Annotated in this window: 32 protein-coding genes and 1 pseudogene; 8 read left to right on the top strand and 25 right to left on the bottom strand. The window is 62.2% G+C overall.

Translation table 11 applies throughout. The features are described from left to right. The 3 genes from PHS32_RS16280 to PHS32_RS16270 all read left to right on the top strand — a co-directional run. Positions 1-375: FAD-binding protein (locus PHS32_RS16280; RefSeq protein WP_301080102.1), on the top strand; the 375-nt coding region annotated here is incomplete at its 5' end. Positions 376-497: 122 nt separating this feature from the next. Further along, a complete protein-coding gene (locus tag PHS32_RS16275) occupies positions 498-2,285 on the top strand; it encodes an acyl-CoA dehydrogenase (protein ID WP_301080101.1) in 1,788 nt (595 codons plus the stop codon). 12 nt (positions 2,286-2,297) lie between these two features. After that, positions 2,298-3,266 carry a nitronate monooxygenase family protein gene (locus PHS32_RS16270; protein ID WP_301080100.1) on the top strand — a complete coding sequence of 323 codons (969 nt, stop codon included), beginning with the start codon at positions 2,298-2,300 and terminating at the stop codon, positions 3,264-3,266. 38 nt (positions 3,267-3,304) lie between these two features. Here the strand turns inward: PHS32_RS16270 and PHS32_RS16265 are convergent, their stop codons facing one another. Genes PHS32_RS16265 through PHS32_RS16250 form a run of 4 tightly spaced genes read right to left on the bottom strand, consistent with a single transcriptional unit; the run spans position 3,305 to position 5,417 of the window. Next, positions 3,305-3,652: a TfoX/Sxy family protein gene (locus PHS32_RS16265; RefSeq protein ID WP_301080099.1), complete on the bottom strand. Its 348-nt coding sequence runs from the start codon at positions 3,650-3,652 to the stop codon at positions 3,305-3,307. A 3-nt stretch (positions 3,653-3,655) separates the two neighbouring features. Continuing rightward, positions 3,656-4,042 (bottom strand): DUF488 family protein, encoded by a 387-nt coding sequence (locus PHS32_RS16260; RefSeq protein ID WP_301080098.1) that lies wholly within the window; start codon positions 4,040-4,042, stop codon positions 3,656-3,658. A gap of 33 nt (positions 4,043-4,075) precedes the next feature. Continuing rightward, the gene (locus PHS32_RS16255; protein WP_301080097.1) at positions 4,076-4,663 is read right to left on the bottom strand and encodes a uracil-DNA glycosylase family protein; all 588 of its coding nucleotides are present in this window, start codon (positions 4,661-4,663) and stop codon (positions 4,076-4,078) included. A 46-nt stretch (positions 4,664-4,709) separates the two neighbouring features. Further along, on the bottom strand, positions 4,710-5,417 hold the full coding sequence (locus PHS32_RS16250; protein WP_301080096.1) for a VIT family protein: 708 nt from the start codon (positions 5,415-5,417) through the stop codon (positions 4,710-4,712). A gap of 138 nt (positions 5,418-5,555) precedes the next feature. Here PHS32_RS16250 and PHS32_RS16245 point away from each other — a divergent pair, with 138 nt between their 5' ends. Beyond that, positions 5,556-5,951, top strand: coding sequence for a hypothetical protein (locus PHS32_RS16245; protein WP_301080095.1), 396 nt, complete (start codon positions 5,556-5,558; stop codon positions 5,949-5,951). A 46-nt stretch (positions 5,952-5,997) separates the two neighbouring features. Here the strand turns inward: PHS32_RS16245 and PHS32_RS16240 are convergent, their stop codons facing one another. The 8 genes from PHS32_RS16240 to PHS32_RS16205 form a co-directional block, all read right to left on the bottom strand. Further along, entirely contained in the window at positions 5,998-6,462 is a 465-nt protein-coding gene (locus tag PHS32_RS16240; protein WP_301080093.1) for a BON domain-containing protein, read from the bottom strand. A gap of 45 nt (positions 6,463-6,507) precedes the next feature. Then, complete coding sequence (locus PHS32_RS16235) at positions 6,508-7,311, bottom strand: shikimate dehydrogenase (protein ID WP_301080092.1); 804 nt, start codon at positions 7,309-7,311, stop codon at positions 6,508-6,510. Positions 7,312-7,324: 13 nt separating this feature from the next. Beyond that, on the bottom strand, positions 7,325-7,567 hold the full coding sequence (locus tag PHS32_RS16230; protein WP_301080091.1) for a hypothetical protein: 243 nt from the start codon (positions 7,565-7,567) through the stop codon (positions 7,325-7,327). Positions 7,568-7,685: 118 nt separating this feature from the next. Continuing rightward, positions 7,686-8,609: an alpha/beta fold hydrolase gene (locus tag PHS32_RS16225; protein ID WP_301080089.1), complete on the bottom strand. Its 924-nt coding sequence runs from the start codon at positions 8,607-8,609 to the stop codon at positions 7,686-7,688. Next, on the bottom strand, positions 8,560-9,084 hold the full coding sequence (locus PHS32_RS16220; protein ID WP_301080088.1) for a hypothetical protein: 525 nt from the start codon (positions 9,082-9,084) through the stop codon (positions 8,560-8,562). The genes PHS32_RS16225 and PHS32_RS16220 overlap by 50 nt, the downstream gene beginning before the upstream one ends. A gap of 16 nt (positions 9,085-9,100) precedes the next feature. Next, complete coding sequence (locus PHS32_RS16215; protein ID WP_301080087.1) at positions 9,101-9,481, bottom strand: DUF1161 domain-containing protein; 381 nt, start codon at positions 9,479-9,481, stop codon at positions 9,101-9,103. 170 nt (positions 9,482-9,651) lie between these two features. Continuing rightward, a complete protein-coding gene (locus PHS32_RS16210) occupies positions 9,652-10,386 on the bottom strand; it encodes a nitroreductase (RefSeq protein ID WP_301080086.1) in 735 nt (244 codons plus the stop codon). Positions 10,387-10,462: 76 nt separating this feature from the next. Further along, positions 10,463-11,233 carry a glucose 1-dehydrogenase gene (locus PHS32_RS16205; protein WP_301080085.1) on the bottom strand — a complete coding sequence of 257 codons (771 nt, stop codon included), beginning with the start codon at positions 11,231-11,233 and terminating at the stop codon, positions 10,463-10,465. A 206-nt stretch (positions 11,234-11,439) separates the two neighbouring features. On the opposite strand from PHS32_RS16205, the gene PHS32_RS16200 reads away from it, so the two are divergent. Then, a complete protein-coding gene (locus PHS32_RS16200) occupies positions 11,440-12,489 on the top strand; it encodes a serine hydrolase domain-containing protein (RefSeq protein WP_301080084.1) in 1,050 nt (349 codons plus the stop codon). 33 nt (positions 12,490-12,522) lie between these two features. Here the strand turns inward: PHS32_RS16200 and PHS32_RS16195 are convergent, their stop codons facing one another. From PHS32_RS16195 to PHS32_RS16180, 4 genes are all read right to left on the bottom strand, one after another. Further along, a complete protein-coding gene (locus PHS32_RS16195; protein WP_301080083.1) occupies positions 12,523-13,101 on the bottom strand; it encodes a DUF1579 domain-containing protein in 579 nt (192 codons plus the stop codon). Further along, positions 13,098-13,499 (bottom strand): VOC family protein, encoded by a 402-nt coding sequence (locus tag PHS32_RS16190; RefSeq protein ID WP_301080082.1) that lies wholly within the window; start codon positions 13,497-13,499, stop codon positions 13,098-13,100. The genes PHS32_RS16195 and PHS32_RS16190 overlap by 4 nt, the downstream gene beginning before the upstream one ends. 182 nt (positions 13,500-13,681) lie before the next feature. Continuing rightward, positions 13,682-14,143, bottom strand: coding sequence for an SRPBCC family protein (locus PHS32_RS16185; protein ID WP_301080081.1), 462 nt, complete (start codon positions 14,141-14,143; stop codon positions 13,682-13,684). A gap of 137 nt (positions 14,144-14,280) precedes the next feature. Further along, a complete protein-coding gene (locus PHS32_RS16180) occupies positions 14,281-14,946 on the bottom strand; it encodes a TetR/AcrR family transcriptional regulator (protein WP_301080080.1) in 666 nt (221 codons plus the stop codon). 69 nt (positions 14,947-15,015) lie between these two features. Here PHS32_RS16180 and PHS32_RS16175 point away from each other — a divergent pair, with 69 nt between their 5' ends. Continuing rightward, positions 15,016-16,026, top strand: coding sequence for a saccharopine dehydrogenase NADP-binding domain-containing protein (locus PHS32_RS16175; RefSeq protein WP_301080079.1), 1,011 nt, complete (start codon positions 15,016-15,018; stop codon positions 16,024-16,026). 51 nt (positions 16,027-16,077) lie between these two features. Here PHS32_RS16175 and PHS32_RS16170 read toward each other — a convergent pair whose 3' ends face one another. The 7 genes from PHS32_RS16170 to PHS32_RS16140 form a co-directional block, all read right to left on the bottom strand. Further along, on the bottom strand, positions 16,078-16,554 hold the full coding sequence (locus tag PHS32_RS16170; RefSeq protein WP_301080078.1) for a cupin domain-containing protein: 477 nt from the start codon (positions 16,552-16,554) through the stop codon (positions 16,078-16,080). A 77-nt stretch (positions 16,555-16,631) separates the two neighbouring features. After that, positions 16,632-17,015, bottom strand: a complete 384-nt coding sequence (locus PHS32_RS16165; protein ID WP_301080077.1) for a VOC family protein — start codon at positions 17,013-17,015, stop codon at positions 16,632-16,634. A gap of 398 nt (positions 17,016-17,413) precedes the next feature. Beyond that, positions 17,414-18,748, bottom strand: coding sequence for an alpha/beta hydrolase (locus PHS32_RS16160; protein ID WP_301080076.1), 1,335 nt, complete (start codon positions 18,746-18,748; stop codon positions 17,414-17,416). A gap of 254 nt (positions 18,749-19,002) precedes the next feature. Next, positions 19,003-19,968 (bottom strand): helix-turn-helix transcriptional regulator, encoded by a 966-nt coding sequence (locus PHS32_RS16155; RefSeq protein WP_301080075.1) that lies wholly within the window; start codon positions 19,966-19,968, stop codon positions 19,003-19,005. A gap of 460 nt (positions 19,969-20,428) precedes the next feature. Next, positions 20,429-20,764 carry a hypothetical protein gene (locus PHS32_RS16150; RefSeq protein ID WP_301080074.1) on the bottom strand — a complete coding sequence of 112 codons (336 nt, stop codon included), beginning with the start codon at positions 20,762-20,764 and terminating at the stop codon, positions 20,429-20,431. A gap of 117 nt (positions 20,765-20,881) precedes the next feature. Then, positions 20,882-21,520, bottom strand: coding sequence for a hypothetical protein (locus PHS32_RS16145; RefSeq protein WP_301080073.1), 639 nt, complete (start codon positions 21,518-21,520; stop codon positions 20,882-20,884). Between the two features lie 475 nt (positions 21,521-21,995). Further along, positions 21,996-22,589, bottom strand: a complete 594-nt coding sequence (locus PHS32_RS16140; protein ID WP_301080072.1) for a hypothetical protein — start codon at positions 22,587-22,589, stop codon at positions 21,996-21,998. Positions 22,590-23,087: 498 nt separating this feature from the next. On the opposite strand from PHS32_RS16140, the pseudogene PHS32_RS16135 reads away from it, so the two are divergent. Next, positions 23,088-23,225 (top strand): annotated as a pseudogene (locus PHS32_RS16135) (integrase); the annotation flags it as partial. Between the two features lie 53 nt (positions 23,226-23,278). After that, positions 23,279-24,376 carry a PA0069 family radical SAM protein gene (locus PHS32_RS16130; protein WP_301080071.1) on the top strand — a complete coding sequence of 366 codons (1,098 nt, stop codon included), beginning with the start codon at positions 23,279-23,281 and terminating at the stop codon, positions 24,374-24,376. Between the two features lie 7 nt (positions 24,377-24,383). On the opposite strand, the gene PHS32_RS16125 is transcribed toward PHS32_RS16130, so the two are convergent. Both PHS32_RS16125 and PHS32_RS16120 read right to left on the bottom strand, forming a co-directional pair. After that, the gene (locus PHS32_RS16125; protein WP_301080070.1) at positions 24,384-24,929 is read right to left on the bottom strand and encodes a hypothetical protein; all 546 of its coding nucleotides are present in this window, start codon (positions 24,927-24,929) and stop codon (positions 24,384-24,386) included. Between the two features lie 15 nt (positions 24,930-24,944). Beyond that, entirely contained in the window at positions 24,945-26,309 is a 1,365-nt protein-coding gene (locus PHS32_RS16120; RefSeq protein ID WP_301080069.1) for an MBL fold metallo-hydrolase, read from the bottom strand. Positions 26,310-26,386 lie beyond the last annotated feature (77 nt).

The following is a 26,386-nucleotide window of genomic DNA, read 5'->3' as shown; positions in this document are numbered from 1 at the left end:
GACCGCCCGGAACTGACCGCCGCCAAGATCATCGTGGCCGGTGGCCGGGCCCTGGGTTCAGCCGAGAAGTTCACCGAAATCCTGACCCCGCTGGCCGACAAACTGGGTGCCGCCATCGGCGCCAGCCGGGCCGCGGTGGACGCCGGCTACGCGCCCAACGACTGGCAGGTCGGGCAGACCGGCAAGATCGTGGCGCCCCAGCTCTACATTGCCGCCGGCATCAGCGGCGCCATCCAGCACCTGGCCGGCATGAAGGACTCCAAGGTCATTGTGGCCATCAACAAGGACCCCGAAGCGCCGATCTTCAGTGTGGCCGACTATGGCCTGGAGGCTGACTTGTTTGTCGCGGTGCCGGAGTTGGTGGCTGCGCTGTAGGTCTGCCATTGCGGCCTTGAGCCGCAATCCACGCTGGCGCGCCCCGCTGGATCCCGGCCTGCGCCGGGATGACCGGGTGATCAGGCGTTGGGTATATTTGCCTTCCTATTTGGAGATTCGACATGAGCTATGTAGCCCCCCTCAAAGACATGTATTTCAATATCAAATACCTGGCCGATATTGAAAAAATAGCCCAGTTGCCAGGTTTTGAGGACGCCGGTTTCGAGACCGCTCAGGCGGTGCTGGAAGAAGCCGCCAAGTTCAATGAAGGCGTGCTCAGCCCGCTGAATTGGGAGGGCGACAAGAACCCTTCGAGCTGGCACGACGGCAAGGTCACCGCCACACCGGGTTTCAAGGAGGCGTTTCAGCAGTTCACGCAAGGCGGCTGGCAAGGCTTGCAACACCCGGTCGATTTTGGCGGCCAGGGCTTGCCCAAAACCATAGGCGCGTCGTGCGGCGAGATGCAGAACTCGGCCAACATGAGTTTTGCCCTGTGCCCACTGCTCACCGATGGCGCCATCGAGGCGTTGCTGACGGCCGGCTCGGACGAGCTCAAAGCGATCTACCTGGAAAAACTGGTGAGCGGCCAATGGACCGGCACCATGAACCTGACGGAACCGCAGGCCGGCAGCGATTTGGCGGCCGTGCGCAGCCGGGCCGAGCCGCAACCCGATGGCAGCTACAAGGTGTTCGGCACCAAGATCTTCATCACCTGGGGCGAGCACGACATGGCCGAGAACATCGTCCATCTGGTGCTGGCCCGCATCAGCGGCGCGCCGGAAGGCGTGAAAGGCATCAGCCTGTTCGTGGTGCCCAAGTTCCAGGTCAACAAGGATGGCTCGCTGGGCGCGCGCAACGATGTGCACTGCGTCAGCATAGAGCACAAGATGGGCATCAAGGCCAGCCCGACGGCGGTGCTGCAGTTCGGCGATCATGGAGGCGCCGTGGGTTACCTGGTAGGCCAGGAGAACCGCGGCCTGGAGTACATGTTCATCATGATGAACGCGGCCCGTTTTGGTGTCGGCGTGCAAGGCATTGCGATTGCCGAGCGGGCTTATCAGACCGCCGCTACATTTTCCAGGGAGCGGGTGCAAAGCCGCCCGGTCGATGGCTCCATCATGGCCAGCGCCGCCATCATTCATCACCCTGACGTGCGACGCATGCTGATGACCATGCGCGCCTACACCGAGGGTTGCCGTGCCATGGCCACGGTGGCCGCCGCCGCCTACGATGCGGCGCACCATCACCCGGATGCCGACACGCGCAAGCAAAACCAGCTGTTCTATGAATTCATGGTGCCGCTGGTCAAGGGCTACAGCACCGAGATGAGCCTGGAGGTCACCTCGCTGGGGGTGCAGGTGCATGGCGGCATGGGCTACATCGAGGAAACCGGTTGCGCCCAGTATTACCGGGATGCCAAGATTTTGACCATCTACGAGGGCACCACCGCGATCCAGGCCAATGACCTGATAGGGCGCAAGACGGCGCGTGACGGCGGCCGGACTGCGAAAGCGCTGGCGGCGCAGATCGAAGCGACGGAAGGCCAGCTCATCAAGAGCGGCAGCGCCGACGCCCAGACGGTGGCGAAACGTCTGAAGGCGGCACGCGAAGCTTTTGTCGACGTAGTGGACTTCGTGGTCGGCAACAAGGCCAGCCCCAACGCGGTCTATGCGGGCAGCGTGCCCTACCTGATGCTGGCCGGCAACTTGATGGCCGGCTGGCAGTTGGCGCGTGCCTTGCTGGTGGCGCAGGAGGAGATCGCCAAAGGGATCGATGTGCCCTTCATGCAGGCCAAGATCGGCACCGCGCGCTTCTATGCCGACCACCTGCTGACCAAGGCCCCCGGCCTTCGCGACGCCATCGTCGAAGGCGCCGACAGCGTGACGGCACTGGCGCTTGATTCATTCTGATCGGAAACAACCATGTCAAGACTTCCCGCGCCGCTGGATCGATTGCCCTTTCCGGTGATCGGCTCGCCCTTGTTCATCATCAGCACGCCCAAGCTGGTGATCGCCCAATGCCTTGCCGGCGTGGTGGGCTCCATGCCGGCGCTCAACGCGCGCCCGGCGGCGCAACTGGAAGAATGGCTGATCGAGATCACCGAGACGCTGGCGGCCTACAACCAGGCCCATCCGGAGCGGCCGGCAGCGCCGTTTGCCATCAACCAGATCGTGCACAAGAGCAACGACCGGCTGGAGCACGACATGGCGCTGTGCGTCAAGTACCGGGTGCCGATCATCATCACCAGCCTGGGTGCGCGGGAAGACATCAATGCCGCCGCCCACTCCTATGGCGGTGTGGTGTTGCACGACATCATCAACAACAAACACGCCCACAAGGCGATCGAGAAGGGCGCAGACGGCCTGATCGCCGTGGCGGCAGGGGCTGGTGGCCATGCCGGCGTCAAGAGCCCGTTTGCCTTGATCCAGGAAATCCGCCAGTGGTTCGACGGACCGCTGGTCCTGAGCGGTGCCATTTCCACCGGCGACGCGGTGCTGGCGGCGCAGGCGGCCGGCGCCGACTTTGCCTACATCGGCTCCGCCTTCATCGCCACGCAGGAGGCGCGCGCATCCGACGCCTACAAGCAGGCGATCGTGGACTCCAGCTCGGACGACATCGTCTACAGCAACCTCTTCACCGGCGTGCACGGCAACTACCTGGCGCCCAGCATCCGCAACGCCGGCCTGGACCCCGAGCACCTGCCGGAAAGCGACCCCAGCAAGATGAACTTCGGCGGTGACAAGTCCAAAGCCTGGAAAGACATCTGGGGCTGCGGCCAAGGCATTGGCGCCATCAGCCAGGTCCAGAGCACGGCCGACTATGTGGCCCAGCTCAAGCGCGAGTACGCCAGCGCGCGCCAACGCTTGCTGGCAATGAACTACGCCGGCTGACTTGCCGGCGTGGCGGTCACGCTTCGCCGTCCCGATATTTAAGCGCTTGACCGGACCTGTCGAAGATCTGATTCATGGGTCTCCAGCGCCAGCAGAAGGCTGGTGCGCTGCTCTCTGGCCACCGTCTGCCACGGGACCCCGGTCAAGGCGCCTTCGATGGCCCACAGGAGATTGAGACTGACCTTGGCGCCGGAGCGCTTGGTCATGACATAGGCGGCGATGGCGCCCAGTTGCGCAAGGTGCTGGAACGACCTGATGCCAGCGGCCGCCGACTTGGGTCCCAGGTTCGCCAGTTCCTGCAATTCGGTGGCGGCATGGGTCGCCGGGAGCGTCGCCGGCCCGCTTTTAACCCGCTGTTCAGGGGCGGAAATTGGTTTCGTGCTCATCAACTATTCAAGCTTGGCGCCTTTTTCGACCAGCAGCGCTCGCAGCACCGAACGGTGGCAGTGCGCCTCGTTCTCGCAGTAGCAGCCGACCGAAAAGTTGGTCTGGTGCGACAGCTGGGCCAGCAACTCGATGGCGTGGGCGTTGTCCGGTGTTGCCATCTCGCTGCGGTACTTTTTGCCGAATGCCGTCCACTGCGCCGCAGTGCCGGCGTGCTGCCCCAGCTTCATGGTTTCAACGCTGGGCGCCAGGTTGGGGAACCAGACGTCGTACCAGTTCTGTGCCGCGAACTGGGACTTTGGAACCCCTCTGGGCGGACGCCGCACGGTACCGATGCGGGTGCCTTCGTCCGCCGTCCTGGCGCTACCCAGCCGAACAACGCGAATGACCATGATTCATCTCCTTTGCCAAAGTTCAAAATAAAATTATCCGGCTTGCGCCAGCACTGCGGCGACGCGCTCGCGCACCAGGGGCAATAGCTCCTGCTCGAACCAGGGGTTGCGCCGCAGCCATCGATTGTTGCGCGGGCTGGGATGAGGCAAGGCCACCGTATCAGGCCAGTGCCGGCGCCAGGCCTGGACCACCTCGGTGACGGAACGGCCCTGGTGCGGCAGGTGATAAGCCTGCGCGTAGCGGCCGATGACCAGTGTGAAGCGGATGTTTTTCAGGTGCGACAGCAGCGCCGCGCGCCAGGCCGGCGCGCATTCCGGTCGCGGCGGCAGATCGCCGGCCCGGCCGGTGCCGGGGAAGCAGAAACCCATCGGCACGATGGCGACTTGCCTGGCGTCGTAGAACACCTCGCGCGAGATCCCCAGCCAGTCGCGCAGCCGGTCGCCGCTGACGTCGTTGAAAGGCAGTCCCGTTTCGTGGACTTTTCTGCCCGGTGCCTGGGCCGCGATCAGGAAGCGGGCCGACGCCGATGCCTGGAGCACCGGGCGCGGGCCCAGCGGCAAATGCTCGGCGCAAAGAGTGCAGGCGCGGACTTCAGTCAGCAGAGTAGCCAGAGAGGTCATATCAGTGCGCTGTCCTCCAGTTGATCTTGCATGAAGGCATGGCTGCTTAGGGCAAATCAACCGCACCGAACAAGGCCCCCACGCCAGCTGTGATCGCCATCGCCAGCGCGCCCCAGAAAGTGACCCGCCAGGCGCCGATCAGAATGGCGGCGCCACCAACCCGGGCGGCGACGGCGCCCAACAAGGCCAGGAACACCAGCGAGGTCCCGGACACCCAGGCCATCAGGCCGGTCGCGGGTGCCAAAGCCGTTATGGCCAAGGGCAGCAGCGCACCAACCGCGAAGCTGGCGGCCGAGGCCAATGCGGCTTGAACCGGCCGCGCACTGAGGGCTTCGGAGATGCCCAGTTCATCGCGCGCATGGGCACCCAGGGCATCGTGTTGCATCAGTTGCTGGGCCACTTGCCGCGCCAGATCGGGTTCCAGCCCCCGCGCAACATAGATGGCGGCCAGCTCACCGCGTTCGGCGGCGGGATCAAGTTCAAGCTCGGCGCGTTCACGCGACAGATCGGCACTCTCGGTGTCGGCCTGCGAATGGACCGAGACATACTCACCGGCGGCCATCGACATGGCTCCGGCCACCAGCCCGGCCACGCCGGTCAGCAAAATGGCGCCATGGCTGGCACTGGCCGCCGCCACACCGACCACCAGACTGGCGGTGGAGACGATGCCATCGTTGGCACCCAGCACGGCGGCGCGCAACCAGCCAATGCGGTCGGTGCGGTGACGTTCCCGGTGATGGCGTGATGATTTCATGGTGCTGCGTCTGTCCTGGGTCGAGGAAATTCAAGAGCCGTGCTGATTATCGGTTCGCCACCCGTCGCACTCGGTACGCGAGCGCACAGACGACGCGGGATTCCCGCCCTAAGCTGCAAGCACACTCAGGAGTCCATCATGTCCAGCACTTCAATCATGTTCTACAACCTCGTCCTTGCCGCGGCCGGCACCTTGCTTTGCGTCAGCACGGCGCTGGCGGTGAACGCGGGTACCGCGTCCGATGCCCAAGCGCGCTACCGGCAGGACATCGCGGTGTGCAACAGCGGAACATCAAACCAGGACCCCGCTACCTGCCGCCTGGAAGCGCGCAACGCCTTGGCCGAAGCCAGGCGCGGTGGTCTGAACGACGCCCCTGGCCAGTACCAGCAGAACGCCCTGCGACGCTGCGAGGCCCAGAAAGGCGATGACCGCATCGATTGCGAGGCGCGCGTGCGCGGCGAGGGCCATGTCGAAGGCAGTGTCGCTGGCGGCGGTATCCTGCGCGAGAGCGTGACCGTGGTGCCGGCCAAATAAAAGTCGATTGCCGATATTTCGGCAATGCGGAAGAGGCGATGGCGCGCTACCGACCGATGACGGTAAGCTGGTTGATCACGGCCTCGACATCGTCGATGTTGCGCACCAGTTGCTCGACTGCCAAAACCTGCTCCGGCCGGGCGACGCAGCCTTTCAACCAGACCCAGCGCCGCTGCCCCTCGACCCAGATGCTGCTGTCGGTGAAGCGGCCATCGGCCAGGATCGCCTGCTTGACCCTTGGGATGATTTCCTTGTCGTACAGGTACGAGTTGGGCAGGCGGCAACGGCCGGATTGATAGCAACTGGTGCCGCGTTCGGCCCGCCAATGGGTCTGCGCCCGCATCTCGGCCAGGGTGATCTTCGGTCCCTCCTGCTTCGGGCAGGCCGCCAGTGCGCCGGTCACCTGCAGAAAAGGATCTTCAAAATAGTTCTGCCGCTCAGGCTCCTCGGCGCTGGCGCCGGCGGTTGCCAGCAGCACCGCTGTCCAGAGGGCCAGGTGCGGCAATTTCATGGAATCTCCATCGCCTTGGTGGAAGTGCAACGGTCCAACGGCAACTCAACCGGCACCCATGAACGACAGCATCAAGTCCATCTGAGCTGCCAGCGTGGGAATCCCGGTGTGGATGGTTTTCCCCTGGCCGGGCGCCAGTGTCAGCAACTGCGTCATCTCCGGTGCCAGAACACATTCGGCCAGCAGATCACAACGCCCGACCTGCGAGGCGGAAAGTGGCAACTCATCGCCAGCCTTCATGCCCAGAGAGGTGCCATTGATGCCCAGGCGGTAGTGCGCGGCCGGATGGTCTTGCGTGGCTACCTTGACCTGCGGAAAAGCCTGGCTGACGCGCTGCGCCAAGGCCTGCGCCCGGTGCGGCGTGCGGTTCAGCAGGCACAACGAGGCACAGCCGTGTTTGGCCAGCGCAAACGCAATGGCCGACGCGGCACCGCCGGCGCCCACCAGAAGAACATCGACTCCCTGCACCATGTGCCCGGCACGCGCCAGCCCGGCCACAAAACCTTCGCCATCCAGCATGGTTCCCAGCAGGCTGCCGTCGGCGTTGCGGCGCACCACGTTGACGGCGCCGACCAGACGCGCCTCCGGCGTCAGTTCATCGACCAAGTCGCAGGCGACCACCTTGTGCGGCATCGACACGATGGTCCCGGCGAAATTCTGGAGGGTGCGCAAGCCTGCCATGAAGGCCGGAAAGCCTGCCGCAGCCACGTGCATCGGCAACAGGACGAACGAGCCAAAAAGTCCGCGCTGCTGGAGCAAGGCGTTGGCCATGGCGGGAGATCTGGCCTGGCTGACGGGGTCGGCCACCACGCCCAGTATCCTGCTGGCGCCGCTGACGGGTGTCTGCATGTCTGTTACCGCCTCATGCGTAAGGGATGTAGACGAACTCGTCCTGCCGGCTGTGCGCATGGCGCAGGGCCGAGACGGCGCCAGGCGCCAGCCGCGTCAGGTTGACGCCGAAGTTGCTCAGGCCGAACAGATCGCCCAGGGTGCGTTTCTCCCGGCCCGCCATGCGCGACGCGAAAGGTTCAGGGTAGACGGAGGGTTTGGTGCGGGCCGGCACCTCCATTGCGGTGACGGCGATAGGTCTTGTTTGTTCTGACATGTGAGCCTTGTGGGACGGGAAAAAAATAGCTGCCTGGACGGCGCCAAACTGCGTCCAGAGTTTATCCAAAAGACCCGAACCACGCGTCCCACGGCGCGGGCTGAGCATCACCTTGGGTTCAAGAATCCTTCAGGCTTCGGTCAAGGAAATCGAGTACCTCAGCGGGCAACTGCTGGTGAAACTTCTCGCGGTCAAAACCCGCCGGGTCGGTGGATGGGAGAAAGCCTGGATTTTTCATTTGCGGCGGGAACGGACTCAGGAAAGAAAAATGCCCCGCGTTTTCAACGACTCTGGAGGTGAGTTGAGCCGGGTCAGGAACGCGGTCCCGCACCACGTCGGTGTGCCACCTGGGCGTAAACGCGTCATGCTCCGCGACGAGCATGAGAATTGGAACATTCACATGACGCAACGAGTCTTCGGGAAGGTAGAACGCAGCGGCCGGCGCCAACAAAACGAGGGCGCGAATACGGGCATCGGCCACCACCTCCACTTTCTTCCGAGCCTCCGACCAGGGTGTGCCGCCTGCGACTGCCAGGGCGGTATAGCCGCCCAATGAGTGCCCGAGAAGCGCGACCTTGTGCTGTCGCAGACAAGCGCTGAACTGCGCATCGGCAATGAGCGCATCGATCGTCAGCCGGACATGCCGCGGCCGGTTTACCAGGTTCTCGTGAGTGCCCTCCAATTCATTGTTGTTCCGGTTGTTACCTGGATGCTCAAGCATGGCGACAACATAGCCGTTCTTCGCAAGATGGGTACCGATGGTTCGGTAGAGAAGATGCGAACCACCCGTTCCGTGGGACACCACTACCAGAGGAAACTGACCTTGTGCGACCAGTGCATCACGGCTGACGTCCATGGCAAATGGACCGAAAGCCGTCGGCCTGGAAGGCTCATCCGTCGGATACAGGACGACGGCAGGAAACGAGACGCCCTGGGTTGCGTCCTGGATCAGCATTTGACGACTGCCGACAAACATGGGTAGGCGTGAAGGGTCAGGCCCCAATGCCACGGCGGCCGAGGTGAGGGTGCGACGCTGGTTCATTGAGGCCTGAAGAGCTGGTCAACGTCGCCGGCGAGGTGTCCGCTGCAGGCCCTCCCACAGCGATGCGAACATCGGCAATCCAGTTGCGCTGGCGGCGTGCCAAGCGCGCCTCAAGTGCTTCGCTTTCGAAGTCGGCAGTTGCCCGGCGCAACCGGGAGGGGTCGACATTTTCCAGCGCGTTGACGTTGACCACCGCGTAAAGATGGTTCTCGATTTCAGTGGTCACCAGCGGCACGACGCCGCAGCGCGAGCAGACGTGAAACGTCGCGCTGCGGGTGCCAAAGAGGTAGCTTGACACCAGTGCGGCATCGCGCACGCGGACTGCCAGCCTGGAATGCGGGTTGGAGGTCCAGACGCCACCGTGCTTGACACAGAACGAACAGCCGCAAGCGCGCGCCGGAATCTCCACCGGGTCCCCTTTCCACTCAAGCTCAAAAGCGATATTGCCGCAGTGGCATTTGCCGTTAATGACCATGGCGATGCTCCGATTTCTACTTCCGGCAATCGCCACCGACCGAAACCGATCCGTCCTTGCATTCGGTCAGGATGGCCGACGAATTCGGCGAGGATGGTTTGGATCGGATGGGGGAGGGCGGTGCCGCGGGAGTCTGGTTGGCTGAAGGGTCTTTGTTGTAGACGATCTTTCTGCTGCCAAGGTCGCAGCTGCCGACGACCTTGCCCGGGGCGTTTGCGGCAGCATCGACAATGGTCAACGCGTATTTTTCAACGCCGGTGGTCTTGATTTTGGCGTCAATCCTGGCGCGGATGTCCTCGCAGTTGCCGGCGTGCGCCGTGGCGAATGCGAGCCAGAGAACGGCCGTCAGCGCGAGCGCTCTGGGCGCGCGGCTGGCAGGGCCTGATACGGTAGGCATGTCCATATTTCTGTACTCCGATGAATCTGGTGGCCCATCCGCCTCGATCCGGTCGCGTGCCGGGGCAGGCGAGGTGTTGCGCCGCAAATACTATAGCCCGAAAGCCGGGCCAGCTTAGGCCTGTGCCGGGTTCGGGTTGGCTGGGTCACAGGGATGCACAGGCGCAACGGTCAGCTGGTTGGAACCAGCAGTTGCCCGACATTCCCCCGCCCCGGGTTGTATTGATTGACCGGTGCCTGCGAAGGGTAACCCATGGATACGCCGCAGATGAGTTGGTACTGCGGCGGGATTCGAAATGCCGCGCGCACCGGACTGGCCCAGGTTGCCAGTGCGCCCTGGGCACAAGTGGCCAACCCATTGGCGTGGGCGGAGAGCATCAGCGTTTGCAGGAATACGCCGCTATCCAGCACAGAGAATTCATGCAGGCCCTTGTGCGCAAAAAGGAACAGCACGGTCGGCGCACCGAAGAACTCGAAGTTGCGCCGCATCTGCTGGTCGCGCGCGGCCAGGTCCTTGCGACCAATCCCCAGCAATTCGTAAAGCCCGCCGCCGGTGGCACGCCGGCGCGCTTGCAAGTCATCCGGGTATTTGAATTGGGTCGGGAAGTCGCCGTCCGGAATTCCGCGTCGGTTCAGCAGCAACTTCAGCTTGGCCCACAGGCCCCCTTTTTGAGCCGCCATGCCCAAGTCGAACAGTTCGCACAGTTCGGCGGAAAGGCGATCACGCAATTCGCCCGACGCCACTGCAACACGATAAGGCTGCGTGTTGGACCAGCTCGGCGCCCAGTTGGCGTCCTCCAGCACCGTTTTCAGCAAGTCCTCGGGTATCGCCCTTGGCGAAAAATCCCGGGCGCTGCGGCGTGTTCGGATCAGGGTGGACAAGGTGTCGGCGTCTGTTGTGGTCATGCTATTTTGTTGGCTACAGGGAGGTATCAGTCAGGTCACTTGAACGACTTGAATCGGCAATGCGTTGGCAAAAACTTCAGGCGTGCAGGCCGCCATCAACGACCAGGCTGTGACCGACCACGTAGGACGAGGTCGGGGAACTGAGCCAAAGAATCGCGTCGGCGATCTCCTCGGCCCTGGCCAGCCGCCCGATCGGGATGGCCTGGGACAGCCGCTCCTGATGGTCTCGTCGTTCCTGCGCGGTCAGGTGCGCCGTGCGGCGTTCGCGCCGCGGTGTTTCGGTTGCGCCGGGGCACACCGCATTGATGCGAATTCCACGGCCAACGTATTCCTTTGCCGTGGAACGGGTCAGGCCGATGACCGCGTGCTTGGCGGCACTGTAGACCGCTGCCGTGGGAGCGCCTGACAGACCGTTGACCGATGAGACGTTGACGATGGTCCCGCCGCTGTGCCGAAGCATGGCCTCGATTTCGTACTTCATGCAATGGAAGACGCCCAGAACGTCGACGGCAATGGCCTTGCCCGCCTCTTCGCAGGGGACTTCGTGTGCGGCGCAAGGCTGTGAATCGTAGGCGGCGCTGTTGACGGCGTGGTCCAACCGACCAAACCGATCCACCACAAACGCCACCAGATCCTTGACCGATGCCGGGTCGGTCACGTCGCACCTGTGGAAGGCTGCCTCGCCGCCAAGCCGTATGAGTTCCTGCTCCGCCTGAACACCCCGAGCCGAATTCCGCGCGGCCACGACCACCTTGGCGCCGCGGGCAACGAACGCCTTGGCTGAAGCGAGACCGATGCCGGTGGTGCCACCTGAAATCAAGGCAACTTGTCCGAGAAGGTCTTGCATAGGGGGTATTTCGGATCAACGCCCGGGATGGTAGGTTGAGTGTTCACAAGGGTTCTCATGATGAGCAGCGATTCTCGCTCGGATTGCAGCCGATCTGACAACTTTGAGCAGGAGTGCTGCTGTGGAGTGATACGATCCCGCCCCGGACAATAACGTGAAGGATGTAGAAGATGATGTTGGGCAGAGCATGGCGGCGGTGTTGCTTGGTGTTGGCGTTCGCGGCGGCCGCGTTGCCGCTGCATGCGGCACCACCCGCAGCGGACGATTTCGCACACCAGGCGCAGCGGCTGCTGGAGCAGACGTACGCCGCCGATGCGCCAGGCGCCGTGGTGTTGGTGGCGCGGGGCGACACGGTGCTGTGGCGCGCGGCACGCGGAAGCACCGAAACCGAAGCCGGCCGGCCACTGACGCCCAACGACCGCTTCCACATCGGCTCGCTGACCAAGCAGATGGCGGCGGTCGGTCTCCTGAAACTGGTCGAGGCCGGCAAGGTCTCGCTGGACGATACGCTGGCGCGCTATGTGCCGGACATTCCCAATGGCGACCGCATCGTCGTGGCCCAACTGCTCAACCACACCTCGGGCATCAGCGGCTTGCCGGACATGGCCCAGACGCCGCCCGGCCTGCTGCCGCTGCAAGCCAGCACCGACGCCTTGATAAACGCCTTCAAGAACCAGGCCCCAGCCTTCGCGCCCGGCGAGCGCTTCGCCTACAACGACTCGGGCTACATCCTGGTCGGGAAGATCATCGAGAGTGCCAGCGGCAAACCGTGGCACGCGTACCTGGAGGAAACGCTGTTTCGCCCGCTGGGCATGCGCGACACCTGCTACTGCACAGGCCCCTCGATTGTCTCCGGTTACGCACAGCGGGAGGGCCGGGTCCGGCGCGTGGCCCCCAACATCACATGGGAGCACGCGGCCGGGGCGCTGGTGTCGACGCTGGACGACCTGCTCAAGTGGAACCGCGCCCTGCATGAGGGTCGCGTGCTGACGCCGGCGACCTACCAGCAGTTGGTGACGCCGCGCGGGCCGGTCGGCAACTACGGCTTTGGCATCGATCACGGCCCGCTGAACGGCCGCGAGCAACTGAGCCACTCCGGCAGCGTCCCTGGCCACGCCGCGCACCTGCTCTACCTGCCCGGCCCCGGCCTGACGGTGGCGCTGCTGCGCAACCGCAACGACGGCCGCGAATACGAAGCCCTGGCCCGCCTCGCACGTCAGTTCGCGGCGATGGCGCTGGGCGAGCCGGCGCCGTAACCACGCCGGGTCCATTCCAGGAGCTGCCTGCAGTTACTGTGGCTGGACCGACCCGGCAACTGGCCAATCGGTGTTTCCGATGCGACGCAGGGTCATTTCAAAGGTCTTGACGGGAGGCCGACCTTCCACAATGCGCTCGCCGATCTCTAGCCAAACGCCGTCCTTCACTGTGGCCGTGTAGCGTAGCGTTGCAGGGCCGGCATTGATGGACCAGGTGAAGCCGTCGGACCTGACCTCGAGCGGGAAGTCTCCCGAATAGCCCTGCGCGTAGGAGCGGAAGTTGTACTTGGCGGTTTGTGGTGAGTACGAGATGACTGCGAAGGCATTGAATGGACTGGTTCCATCTGGCGCGTAGCCACGCCCCTCGATGACCCTGATGGTTCCATTCAGGAGGGCGCCGACGCGTTCGGTTTGCGTGATGTTGATCTCCTTGCCGTCAGCCCCAATGGTTTTTGCCGGACCGCGCCACGCACCATCGAAGATGCTCAGCGGCTGCATTGATTGACGCTGCGCGGCCAGGAGTGCGGCAGCATCCGTGGTGCCGGCGGCGAGCGATGCGGTGGAAAGCGCACACCCGATCAGGGTGCAAAGCGTAAGGCGATGGCGGTTCATAGAGTTTCTTTCTGAAGGATTAAGGCGCCCATTGCGCTCGGCCAGACATTGGCCCGCTCCGCGAAGTCCGGACGTTGAGGCCTCACGACACAGAAACGCTGCCCGGTGGGAGCCTCCATGACCCACCATGTTTTTACTTTTGCCACCCGCTTCGCGCCAAGCCTCTCCAGGCGTGCGGCCTCCGCTTCCACGTCGTCGGTTTCTATGTCCAGGTGGACACGGCTGGGATGCTGAACCGCTTGAACCAAGATCTTCATCTCGTCAGGCGGACCCTCAAGTTCCCGATAGGGCTCACTTGCATCGGCATCGACCTCCGCCGTCCGGCCGATCGCAGCCGACCAGAAGCGAGCGGCTGCGTCAATGTCGTCAGTCTGGCAGTCAATGATGATGTTGCTCAAACGGCTCCTGTGCATGGCTACCTCTTGCAGAATTGAAATATCGATCCAGCCGCCTATTTGCGAAGCGTCGCCGCTGGGGGCATGGCGCCGGGGCAGCGTGGCGGATGATAAACGAGGACGCCATGCGGCCCAGGCGCCATGCCGCAGCGGGTCAGCGCGACCAAGTGGTTGGACGACACGTTTTAACCACCTGCCTCGACAAACGCGGCAAGCTTCGCAAGTGCCATCCGCCAGCCGGTCTGGTTGTCGGTCGACGATACGCCGGGCGGGAGTCCATCGTGCACGGCGAGAAGATTGGTTCCACCGTCGGCATCGGTGAGCGTTATGGTGATGGTCATCTCGCCGCGGAGCGCGGGATCTTCCGTCTCGAACTCATCGACTTCGATGACCCGCTCGTTGGCCACGAGTTTCGGGAAGTGGCCGTGATACGTGTCGGTGTGCGCGGTTGTCTTGCCGGTACCTGTCGGCTTGTCGTAAGTCAGTGAGATTCGGAAAGAGCCGCCTTCGCGAGCGTCGAATGCATGCACGTGGCAGGTCATACCAGCGGGCACTTTCCAGATTGCGACCGCGCGTGGATCAAGAAGCGCGCGATAGACGCTTGCGCGGGGCGCCCTTATGTGCTGGCTGATGCGGGTAGAAGTCATCCTAGTCCGAGTAGAAGGGTTAGCCTCACGGCCCCTCCCTCCCACACCACCGGTCATGCGGGCCACATATCCGACGGTTCCTTGAAACTTCGGCTGCTTCATACTGCCTTTGCCGACGCCAGCCCGAGCAACCTCATTTAACCGCCTACTCGCGCCGCCACCAACAGCGCCTTTAGCGATCCGAGCAACACGTCAGTGGCTTCCTTTGGGCTGAGCAGGGCAGAACTGACGAAGGCGCCATTAACCAGCACCGCGAGCTGCGCGGCCAGTTGGTCGGGTCGGGGTGCGCCCAGCCGCTTGGCGATGTCTTTCAGGCGGCTTCGCAGTACCTGCATATGTCGCTGCGAGGCTTGGCGGGCCGGGTGGTCCTGCTCGGCAAACTCGGCCGCCACGTTGATCTGGGGACAGCCTCGGTAGTTCGAACGCGCCAGGCGTTCGCCGATCCAGCGCATGTGGGCGTCCAGTTCGCCAGCAGGGTCGTCAGGGTGTTGCTCGGCGACGCTGTCCCACAGCGCCCAAAACTCGAGATCCTCGCGCTCCAGGAAGGCAACGATGAGGTCGTCCTTGGTGGGGAAGTAGCGATACAGGCTGGTTTTCGCAACGGCGGCTTGCTGCACCACCAGATCGACACCGACGGCGCGCACGCCAAGCCGGTAGAAGAGGGTGGAAGCGGTGTCAAGAATGCGTTTGCGGACGTCCGGCGCCGGCTCTGCGGCCGCTTTCGGTGAGCGTTTCGACGCCGCGCCGGCGCGGCCGATAGATGCTGGATTTTGCGGAGAACGGAGGGCGGATGGGGTGCGCATGATTGACATACTACAGACTTGTCTGTAGTATTGGAAGAACAGACAGGTCTGTACTCTGGAAAGGATCACATGCATTCGACTGCCAAGTTCATCGCCGTGTATGGCGCCACCGGCCATACCGGTCAATTTGTCGTCCATGAAGCGCGGCGGCGTGGGCTACCGGTGGTAGCGATTGGGCGCAGCATCGTGCGGCTCAATGAGACGTTTCCTCCAGCAGTTACCCGGCGCATGGCGCTGCTCGACGACCCGGTCGGCCTCGAACAGGCCTTCGCCGGCTGTGCGGTGGTCATCAACTGTGCTGGTCCGTTTCTCGACACCGCGGCGCCTGTGGCGCGGGCGGCGCTGCGTGCCGGTTGCCACTACATCGACGTCACGGCAGAGCAGGCCAGCGCACAAGCCACCTTCGCCGACTTCGATGCACCGGCACGCGCCGCCAACCGGGTCGTGATTCCGGCGGCCGGCTTCTATGGCGGTTTGGCCGACCTGCTGGCCAGCACGCTGGCATCTGCCGGCAACATCGACCAGATCACAGTAGCGATCGGGCTCGACCGCTGGTGGCCCACCGTCGGCACGCGCAGGACCGGCGAGCGCAACAAGGTGCCCCGGGTGGTGGTGAGGAACGGACGCCTTGCGCCGCTGGCGCCATCAGCCGAGGTGCCGGACTGGGTATTCTCCCCACCGCTGGGTCGGCAGCCCATGGTCGAACTGCCGTTCAGCGAGATCATCACCTTGGCCCATCACCTGAAGGTCGGTGCGATCCGCTCGCTGCTCAACCGCTCGGCGCTTGACGACATCCACAATGCCTCCACGCCGGCGCCCACTGCAGTGGACGACAGCAGGCGTTCGGCGCAGCGTTTCGAGCTGGAGGTGCGTCTCGTGCAGAACAGCGTGACCAGGACGGCCAGCGTGCGTGGGCAGGACATCTACGCGGTAACAGCGCCCATCGTGATCCAAGCCGCCCTGCGTTTGCTCTCGCCCTCGTACCGGCACAGCGGCGCGTTGGCATTGGCGGAGGCGGTCGACCCCGTCGAACTGTTACGCGCGCTGCACGGCTGGGCGCTGGACGTGTTCGTAGACTGAAGTTCGACTTGGTCCACGATTTCGGCCGCCCAGCCACGCCATGCACCACGTTCACACCTCGTCCACCCAGTAGTCGAGGCCGTGACCCGCGCGCGCCATGTGACGCAGTCCACCGCCGAAAGCTCCGATTTTCTTCGAATCGGGATACTCGCAGACCTCCGCCGGTAACATGGTGCTGACGGACAGGTAGGTAAGTTCGGCATCGGAGTCGTTGATGATCTGGTGCGCCGTTTCCGGGCCACCCGTCGGGCAGCAGATTACGTCACCCGCGCGGATCTTCCGTGTCTCGTCGCCGTAGCGCAGCGTGCCTTTGCCCTTCACGATAAAGAACATCTCTTCTTCCCCGCGATGACTGTGGAAAGGGCACGAGCGCTTTCCGGGGGGAACGACATCGTAGGAATAACCGAGTTCTTTCGCTCCGAGGAGCGGGCCGATGCGTACGGCGTCACTCTCGAATTTATCGCCTTTTGCGAAATGCTCGAGCTTCAATTGGTCGATGTTTGTGACTCTTGAGTCGATTACGTTCATTAGTCTATTTCTCCGTACAAGATAGCACAGCGGATACCCTTTTCCAAGACGCCCAACGGGCGGCAACGCGTCACAGGTCAGCCTTCACGGAAGACTGCCTCCATGTTGTTGCCGTCCGGATCGATCACGAACGCGGCGTAGTAGCCCGGCGGGTAGCCTTTGGATGTGTAGCGAAGCCCGGGAGAACCATTATCTGTTCCACCTGCCTTAAGAGCCGCCGTGTAGAAGGCGTCAGCCTCCGTGCGGCTCCGCGCCACGAAGGCTGTGTGCTGCTTGACGCTGTGAGGATGAAAGCGGTCAATCCAGAAGACTGGGTAATCGAGGCCGTAGCCGACAGCATCGGCACCATCGTTCTCGGGAAGTTGCATGACTCTGCGGAGATCGATTGCCCCCAAAGCCGCATCGTAAAAAGCTGCGGAACGGGCGATATTTGCAACGCCGATGCCTGTATGGTCAATCATGTGGACTCTCTTTCACATGATGCCCAATCGGGATAGGAAGAAGCCTCACGGCCCCTCCCTCCCACACCACCGGACATACGGGTCACGTATCCGGCGGTTCCTTGAAACTTCGTTAATCTCATGCGGCCTTGGCCGGTGCCAGCTCGGGCAGCCCCATTTGTCGATTTCGCGCAGAGGGCTCAACACTTCGGCTATACCGAAATATGCTTTCCACCGGGTCAGGGCGGTCTTCAACTCTTGCATGATGTCGTTCAGCCGGTGATCGCGCGTGCGTGGGATGGTTGCGGCGCATCGATGGGCGAGGGTGTTGAGGTCGAACCGGATTGGGACTTGGCCAATCAATGCGAAAAGGCCCTCTTGCGAGGGCCTGAGTCAGAGTCGCAAGACAGTCAGCCAACCTAAAATCCGGTGAACGTCGCCGTCTCCCAGGCTGTTTCGGCATTCGGATACAGAACGATGCCAGCACCGCCAAGGGCTGCCGATGCAGTCGTCGCCGACAAATTCCCCTTGATGAAGGCATCGATCAGGCGCGCCGTCTCCAGCGGTTTCGCCACTGGGAAGCCATGGTCGTATCCCTGGTTCGGATTGATCATCACCGCGGTCACCGTTGCGCCGGCCTGCTTCAGGTCGTACTTGGTGGTGGCCGTGTAGTTGTCGTAGATGACCTGATCGCCTCTCCAGTTTGCAAAGTCGGTAGTTGCCTTGACCAGCATCGCCTTCTTTCCGGCAAGGAGGCTGCCCAGGCGGCCGTCGCCCGGAATTGTGACCACCGTGCCGTCCGCATTCGGCGTCGGCTTGACCACGTTCAATGGCGAGACGTTGAACTTGTGCGAGTAGTAAAGCGACTCCGGCATGTACTGGATGTTGAAGCCGTCGAGCAGGGAATTGGTGTAGTTCGGTGTCGTTGTGAACGTAAGGTCGGTCACCGCGGCGGCAGTGAACGCCTTGCTGATGTCGTACTTCAGGATGTCGTTGTACACCACCAGATCCCAGGTGGCCTTGACGTTGCCGAAGGTACGCTGGTCGCCTTGCCACGAGCGTTGCTGGAATTCGGCGCCGATGGTGCCATTGGTGTCGTTGCTGACTTTAAGCCAATCGCCGTTGGCCCAGACTTGTCCGGCCCGATCGGTACCGGCCTGGCCGGCATTAAAGCTGACCCGGATGCCGCGCGTGCCGATGCCGGTCAGGCTGACGATGTTGGAATAGCGCCCGGGATTGGCGATCAGCATTTCCAGGCCGGCGCCGAATCCCATCGAATAACCGACCAGCGTTACGCCGGAGGTCGGGAAGTTGGTGATGTTGTTCATCACCTTTTCAAAATCCGTTGCGAAGTCTTTCAACGAGCTTATCTTCTTGTTGTAGCTGGACTTGCCGCTGCCACGATAGTCGAAGGTGTACACGGTGTAGCCGTCGTTGAACGCATCGACCGATCGGAAAAATCCCATGATGCCGTCGAAGGCTGCGCCGGAAGTATTGTTGCCGGGAACCAGCACGATGGTTTGCGGGCCGTGTCCGACCTTGCGCACATAGATGCTTTCCTTCGGATCACCCGGCAGCACGCCGTCGATGATGATCGCGCCTTCGCCGATGGTGGCGATGGCCTCGGCATTGGTGCCATTGGTGCCATTGGTTCCGGCCGGACCCTGCGGGCCGGTCGAACCGCCACCGCAGCCTTGGATCAGCAGCGCCAGCGACAGGAACAACAGGTATAGATATTTCTTGCTTGCTTTCATTGGAGGTCTCCTTGGTTTATTGCTCGTTCAGGCGCGCGTTGATCCAGGTCGGATGGACCTCGTTCGGAGGACGACCAAGGATCAGGGCTTGCCTGTCCAGATTTACTGAAATCGGTACGGAGTTCGGGAATGCGCGATCGAACTTGAACCGACAGCCCACTGTAGAGCTGCAGGCGGGGAGGGGGAATCACCCAAATGTACTATGCGCAACCAAAGACTTGGCGGGTTGCGCGGAGCAGGGTTTCATCGATGTCTTACGGCTCATGCCGGCGCGCTTTCGTTAATGACGACGCCAGCATCGCCTTGTCATTGATCTCCAGCTTTTGATACACGCGTGCCAGTTGCGCACGCACGGTGTTGGGGGAAATCCCGAGCATCGCCGCGATCTCCTTGCTGCTGTGGCCGCTGGAAAAATACTCGGCCACTTGGGCTTCACGCGGACTCAGGCGGCTGCCCGCCTTTTGCGCGCGCGCTTCGCACAACACATAGTCGCCGCGACGGGAGAAACGGATCTCCAGAGCGCGGCCGACAAATGCTTTGCCGGATTGCATGGCAGGCACGGCCGCCGCCGGCAGATGAGTTGCCGGCAGGTCGCGCCATTCGGCTCGCATCAGTTTCAGGAACGCCGGATCGGCAATTTCAAATGCACCGGAATGGCTGACAAGCGCGAGCGCGCGTCGCCCATCCGGCAACGCGTGCAGGTCGAGCGTGCGCGCGCGGTTCAGTTCCAGTGCGCACAGGACATGGTTCCATGCGGCAGACAGGCGTCTGGATTCATACGCATCGAAACCTTTCCTGGTGCCGCGATACAGGACGATCCAGCGCAAGCGGCTGCGATCGCTTGTTTCTTCGCCGAGCAGCAGCAGGTGGCGCAGGTCGTGGTTGCTGGAAAACTTTGCCACCGGCCGATTTTCCTTGCCGGTATACACGGACTGGGTATCGACGTTCATGAGGGCGCCGGGCGTCTGCATGAATCTTTGCGTGGTGGGGTCGGTGTGCGAGACTTGCTCGTAATCCTGCAGGATCGCCGGATCGCGGTTGTAGATGGCGGAGCTGCCGATCTTCAGTGCTTTCGCGCCCGATTCGCCAAAGCCGAATACGGCGCCGTCGAAGGCAATCCAGTCGCGCAACTGGGTGACCACGCGTTCCGGAAATTCTTCAACCGATGCCGCGCTGGCGAGGCGGTACAGGCGCGATAGTTCACCGACAAATGCTTCCATGCGTGCCCTCCACGTGAGGAAAAGCGTGGAAAATTCTATCGCAAAGGCACGACCTTCCCTGGACTCCGTTCGACGGAAGGAAGTTGTAGAAGAGGCGAAATGTCGAGGAGCTGAGAAGATCGGGAGTCCAAGAATCGCACTCATGGCAGACACCCCAGATGTGTCCGCACGAAGGGCAGCGAGCAAGCATGCCATCGGGCTCAGGGCAGCACTTGAAAGCACCCTGATTTACCTGTGTGCCAAATACAAGCGCGTGGTTCTTTGGTTCGATGTCCGACATATTGACTTGGCGGTCAATCGGGATAGGAAGAAGCCTCACGGCCCCTCCCTCCCACACCACCGGACATACGGGTCACGTATCCGGCGGTTCCTTGAAACTTCGTTGATCTCATGCTGCCTTGGCCGGTGCGTGTCCGCGTCGAACGACCTGTTAGACCGCAGGGGCGTAGCTCTCACGGACTTACTTCTTAGACACGGTCGTTACGGGCGGAACTATGGGAATGGTGAACTCAACTCGACTCACTTCGGTCGATTCTGTGGTGCCCGAACCACTAGCTCCTAGCCTGACACCGACTACCTTTATTCCTCCATCAACTTGGCCCGTCACCTTCTCTACCACCGTCACCGCAACGTCGAAGTGGACGTTCTGAAGTTGCCCTGAACCGACGTCTTCGTGTGTACCCCATACCGGGTTTATCACGCCGGTCACACCAGTGGCAATGGTGCTCTTTATCGCCGACTCGACACCCTTCTGAATCTCGCTAAGAGTCGCGGCGATGAATTCGCTGAGGTCCATGAACAGGCTCCTTAGTAAAGTGCGGTCAACGTAAAGATGACCGGACCACCAACACAAGCGGCGAAGCCGCCTCCTGCTGTTGTGGGTCCGTGTCGATTGACAAGTTAGAGGGCGCCCTCACTCTACAGCCCCAGTCGTGGCCATTGCCCAATGTGTCTGGTGCAGCCGATAGATCCAAAGGCTGCAGTCGGCGTCTTCCGCGACAACTCCCCATCGATACACACAGGCTTCTTCGCCGATTGTCTCAACTTTGAGCATCCGAATGTCTTCATTGTCCATATTAGGCGTGCCAGCTAGGATCGTGACCTCCACCGGCACAGCGGCTGGAAGTATGCGACCCGTATGGAAGAAATAGAGACCGCGGGTTGTGCGCTCAAAGACCCTCTGGTACGTGCTGATAGGTACACGGAACGCCACTCTAGTAACAGGGACGCCATCTTCCCCAATGACGGTCATCTCTCCGGCAGTTGACACAAACGCTTCTCGAAGCTTCCTCTTTCGCAAGATGGTTTTGTGAGCACCATCCTCCCAGAGCTTTTTTGTCGCTGCTGTTTGCTTGCCTACCTGGGCGCTTATAAAGAAGCGAATGTCTTCGTCGTCGGACGATGCGCCATTGTTGCAAGTGCAACATGCCGGCACCGTTCGCAGCTGCGCGTTCTCGACTCCTTTGAAGAAGCCCTTGGGCGGAACGTGATCAACGGTTTCTGCGGGTCTCACGCCACAGATAACGCAGATTTCACTCTTCGGTGGCTGCATGTGATAAGCCCTCTAACGTGAAGATGACCGGATCACAACAACTTGCGGCGAAGCCGCCTGCTGCGGTTGTGGGTCCGTGTCGAGTGACATACTAGCGCTCACGCCATCAACCTCATAACCACCCCGGCAAGCATCAATGGATAGCCCACCAATGTCAGGACAACAGAGGTTTTGGACAAAGGACGCGGGGTGAACTTCAAGGGGCTACGGAACCTCGGCGGCGCCTCAAACCAAATTGGGGCCACAACGATGGCGCCCACAGTCGCCACGAGATAGGCAACGTTGCGCTCCAGGAGCCAGCCAACAATGAAACCGGCGCATACGGCGGCAATTGACAGCAGGCCCGCTATCGATGAGGCGCGCGACGTGGGGAAGGTGGAGCTAGGCAGCATCGCTTGGACTTTAGCGTCTGAATTCACCGGCGCTGCGCGGCTTCATCGCGCAGCGTCCGGTGGAATGATGGGTTGGACATCGGTCACTTCCCGTAGATGTAGAGTCGCGCATCTTTGAGTTTGACGTCGAACTGGCTGGCACTAGTTACTTCTCCGGCCACTCGTATTCGTGCGCCCCTTGGCAAGACGCCAAGTTCACGATACTCGTTGAAAGGAACTTCGCACCAAATGGTGTTGGAACCCACTACGTTATCCGTTGTGAGTAACAACATGATCAAATCGTTTTCTCGACGAGAGCCACTCTTGAAATATGTGTCCCATTCGACCCGGAGGCCAACGTAACTCTTCTCGACGAGCTCTTGCTGGAGTGGTGGCGCTTTGCTGATTGCTTCTCTTATCTCGTCAAAGGTAATTCCGCTCACCCGCTCTATGGATACCGGCTTCAAGTCATTGAGAGTCGGCTCGGTAGTGGCTGTCACGGTATCGTTCCTTGTGACTTGGATTACTACCTGAGGTTGAGCTATTGCTTGTTCAGGAATCTTCGGGCCGAACTTCTTTCGTATCCAGGAATAGCATTCTTCACCTGCCTTCTTCAAAAAGCCGGTACCAAACGCGCCTATTACGCCAAGGGCAACGCCCCAAATGAGACTCGTAAGATCAGAGGGAAGGAGAGTCATGGCTAGTGCGATGTCCAACGTCGGCCGTGAGTGGACCGCAACGGCGTACTCAGTTGCGAAGAATGGCAAGAGCGTGGCCCGCCGTTGCGGGTCCAATCGACGAACCTGTTAAAAGGGCGAGCAGAGAAGATCATCGCCTGTCTCAGCCCGCACGCCGATGGCGAAATCTTCGCTGCATTGCCGCCCACCAGGTTCCACCAACCACGCCGGCGACTGCAATGGCAACCACGGTCTCAACGCTGGAAAGTTCACGACCTACAAACACATACGCTAGCAGCGCGACGGCCAAGAGGGCCGCACCAATCGCAACTCCGAGGCTGCCAATGGTAAAAAAGAGATTACGCATTCGGTGCCGCCTTTTAACGTAATGTCCAGAGCAAAACCTGCTCGTGATACTGGGCGTTGCTCGATAAACTGGACATTGAATCCTCCTGAAGACGGCTTGCAGCCTTGGTTCTTATTGTATATACTGGATAAACATCCAGTTATAAATTTTCCATGAAACCCGGCAACCCTCCGCTGCAATCAACCCGCCTGTTGGATCAGTTGCGCGAGCGCATCCGGTACATGCACTATAGCCTCAGTACCGAGCGGGTCTACCTTTATGGGGTCCGGATTTTCATTCGCTGGTCCGGGCGCGATGGTCAAATGCTGCATCCTGGCAACATGGGTGCGCTGACCGCCCTGGCATGAGTGAATGGGTCATTCCCCTCCACGCCATCAAGGGCCGGGGTGCCGCGACGCGGCTGGCGCATCGCTTCGAATCGGTGGCGCGCGACGCGTTTGACGATGGTTGGGGCAGCTTGGAAGATGCCACGCGGCATGGGGTGCCCTCGGATACCGGGCTGCCAACCGAGGTCCAGTATGAAGACGCCAAGAGCGCCATCACGCGCAACCGCTCGCCCGATATTCACTTCGACTATGGCCTCAATCCGTACCGGGGTTGCGAGCATGGCTGCATCTACTGCTACGCGCGGCCCACGCACAGCTACCTGAACCTTTCGCCGGGGCTGGACTTCGAGACCAAGATCATCGCCAAGCGCAATCTGGCCGCCGTGCTGGCGCGCGAGTTGGCGGCGCGCAGCTATGTGCCGCAGCAAATCATCATCGGCTCGGCCACCGATGCCTACCAGCCGCTGGAGCGCAGGCTGCGCATCACGCGCGGCGTGCTGGAACTGCTGCAACGCTGCCATCACCCGCTGGCACTGGTGACCAAGGGCAGCGGCGTGGAGCGTGATCTGGACTTGCTGGCACCGATGGCGGCGCGCCGTTTGGCAGCCGTTTACGTCACCATCACCACGCTCGATGGCGAGCTGGCGCGCAAGCTGGAGCCGCGTGCTGCCGCGCCGCAGCGGCGCCTGCGCGTCATCCGCACCCTGGCGGCGGCGGGCGTGCCGGTGGGCGTCAGCGTGGCGCCGCAAATCCCGTTCATCAACGACGACATGGAGCAGGTGCTGACAGCCGCCTTCGAGGCCGGCGCGCGCAGCGCTTTCTACAGCGTGCTGCGCCTGCCGTGGGAGTTGAGTGCGCTGTTTCAGCAATGGCTGGCACTGCACTACCCGCAGCGTGCCGCCCGCGTGATGGCGCGCCTGCGGGAGATGCGCGGCGGCCAGGATTACGACAGCAACTTTGCCACGCGCATGCCGGGCCACGGGCCGTGGGCCGATCTGATGCGGCAACGCTTCGAGAAAACCTGCGCCCGGCTGGGCCTGAACCGGGAACGGCTCGAACTCGACGTGAGCCAGTTCCGGCGCTCGCTTTTGTCGGGCCAGGCGAGCCTTTTTTGAGCAGCGCTTATCTGAAGCGGCGCACCATGAAAATGGCCAGCCACAGCAGCGCCGTCAGCTCGTACACGGCACTCAGGACATGCTTGACGCTGGTGAAGAAGGAGGCCAGCGCAACCTGCCGGGCCGAGATGTCGGGGAACTGCAAAAGCAGGGTGGTGATCTGGGCGTTCTCGCACAAGTCCCAGGCGCCGGCAAAAACCGGGATGAAGGCCAGCAGCCACAGGCGCTCGCTGGGCCGAAAGCGGTACAGCAAGCCGGCAAAAAACGTCACGTACAGGATCGGAAACAAGGTGTCCACGGTCGGGCTGGCCAAGGCATAGACGGCGCGGCCGTGCGGCCCGTATTGCAGCATCGCGGCCTGCGCCTCGGCCAGGCTGTAGGACAGCTTCACATCCAGCAACTCGCCACCCACCGGCAGCATCGGAAAGACCAGCAAGGCCATCAGCAGGACGCCGATGAAGCTGACGATCAGCGGCTTGGTGCCGGCGGCAAACTCGAAAAATTTGCGCCAGCCCGGTGTGCCGGCGTCGGCGCTTGGCAGGATTTCAGGCATGTTGGATCACCCTCCTCACGTGGGCCAGGTGGAGCCGTGCTCCGGCACCATGGCACGCCAGCCCAGTTGGTGCTTGATGCGCTTGCGCAGCTCGTCTGCCGCATTCAATTCGCCGTGCACCACGTAGACCTGGTTGGGCGCTTGCGGCATGCTGCGCAGCCAGGCCAGAAGCTGCGGGGCATCGGCGTGCGCCGAGGCCGACTGCAATTGCACTACTTCGGCATTGAGTTCGACGTCGCGCCCATGAATCCGCACCGACTTGGCGCCACTGGCCAGCGTGGCGCCGCGGGTGCCGGGCGCCTGGAAGCCGGTCAGGATGATCATGTTGCGGTGGTCGCCGGCGTAGAGGGCCAGGTGGTGCAGCACGCGCCCGCCGGTGGCCATGCCGCTGGCCGACAGAATCACCATCGGGCCGTGGCGGCTGGCCAGGGCGCGCGACTCGTCGGTGCTGTTGATCATGGTGGCGCTGTGCGTCAGGGCACGCGTCTGCGGGCTGCTCAGCCGGTGCTCGCCGAGGTGGTGTTCAAACAGATGGGTGGTGTGCACCGCCATCGGGCTGTCCAGAAAAACCGGTAGCGAATGGGGGATGTCGCCGCGCAGCTTGAGCAGATGAATGGCGTGCAGCAAGGCCTGCGCCCGCCCCACGGCAAACACCGGAACCACCGCCACGCCGCCGCGCTTGGCCAATTTCTTCAGCGCCGGCCCCAACTCGGCCAGCACGTCTTCCTTGGGGTGTTCGCGGTCGCCGTAAGTGGACTCGATCAATACCGTGTCGGCCAGCGGCGCCTTGGCCGGCGGATTCATGATCAGGTCGTCGGTGCGACCCAGATCGCCCGAGAACAGGATGCGCCGCCCGGCTACTTCCAGCAGCACGCTGGAGGCGCCCAGAATGTGCCCGGCAGTGGAGAAGGTGACACGCCAGCCGGGGATCGGCTGGAATGTGACGCCTTCGTCAACAGCCTTGAGCAAATGCAGGCAATCCAGCGCGTCCTGGCGCGTGTACAGGGGCAACGCCGGCGCGTGCTTGGAGAAGCCATGGCGGTTGGCAAAGGCCGCATCTTCTTCCTGGATGTGGCCGCTGTCGGGCAGCAGAATGCGGCACAGGTCGCGCGTGCCGGCGCTGGCGTAGACATGGCCTTTGAAACCCTCCTTGGCCAGCACCGGCAAGTAGCCGCTGTGGTCCAGATGGGCGTGGGTCAGCAGCACGGCGTCGATCTGGTCCGGGGCTATCGGCAGGGGCGTCCAGTTGCGCAGGCGCAGCAGCTTGTAGCCCTGGAACAGGCCGCAGTCCAGCAGCAGGCACTTGCCTTCGTGGCGCAGCAAATACTTGGAGCCGGTGACGGTACCGGCGCCGCCCAGAAAAGTAATGTTGACGCTCATGTCGATAGCCCCTCACTTGCTTGCCGCCAAGATGCCACTATGCACAAAAAAATGCCGCGAAGTGGTTTTTATCCTTC

Origin of the sequence: Rhodoferax sp. (genome assembly GCF_028714215.1) — a bacterium.
Classification (GTDB): domain Bacteria; phylum Pseudomonadota; class Gammaproteobacteria; order Burkholderiales; family Burkholderiaceae_C; genus Rhodoferax.
This window is presented reverse-complemented; position numbering and strand designations above follow the sequence as displayed.